We start from the raw sequence: 290 nt of genomic DNA, 5'->3' as shown, positions 1-290 counted from the left end.
AGCGCAGACTAGCCTTCCTAATGATCAAAAAGTGACTTTGTTGACAGATATTATTAAGAAAAGAACTTTGTCCGAAAAGCAAACAGCCCTTTTGACTTTGGGAGGTTTGGAAGGAAGCAAAGATCTTCCGGTTTGGAAAACTATCTTGGCGGATTTTGATGCTGGTAAATTGCCAGAGGGCACTTGGATCGAATTGGAAGAAGCGATTGCTGCTACAACTTCGGCAGATCTCAAAACCCAATTTGACGGAATCTTGGAGAAAAAGGCAGCAGGTGAAACTTGGAAGAAAT

Annotated in this window: 1 protein-coding gene; it reads left to right on the top strand. The window is 42.1% G+C overall.

The genetic code is table 11. The annotated features are described in order from the left end of the window. Positions 1-40: 40 nt before the first annotated feature. Positions 41-290: hypothetical protein (locus tag ACNKXV_RS14425; RefSeq protein WP_417908401.1), on the top strand; the 250-nt coding region annotated here is incomplete at its 3' end.

Source organism: Christiangramia aquimixticola (assembly GCF_048285835.1).
GTDB lineage: Bacteria > Bacteroidota > Bacteroidia > Flavobacteriales > Flavobacteriaceae > Christiangramia > Christiangramia aquimixticola.
The sequence above is the reverse complement of the archived record's forward strand: the minus strand, read 5'-3'. Positions and strand labels throughout refer to the sequence as shown.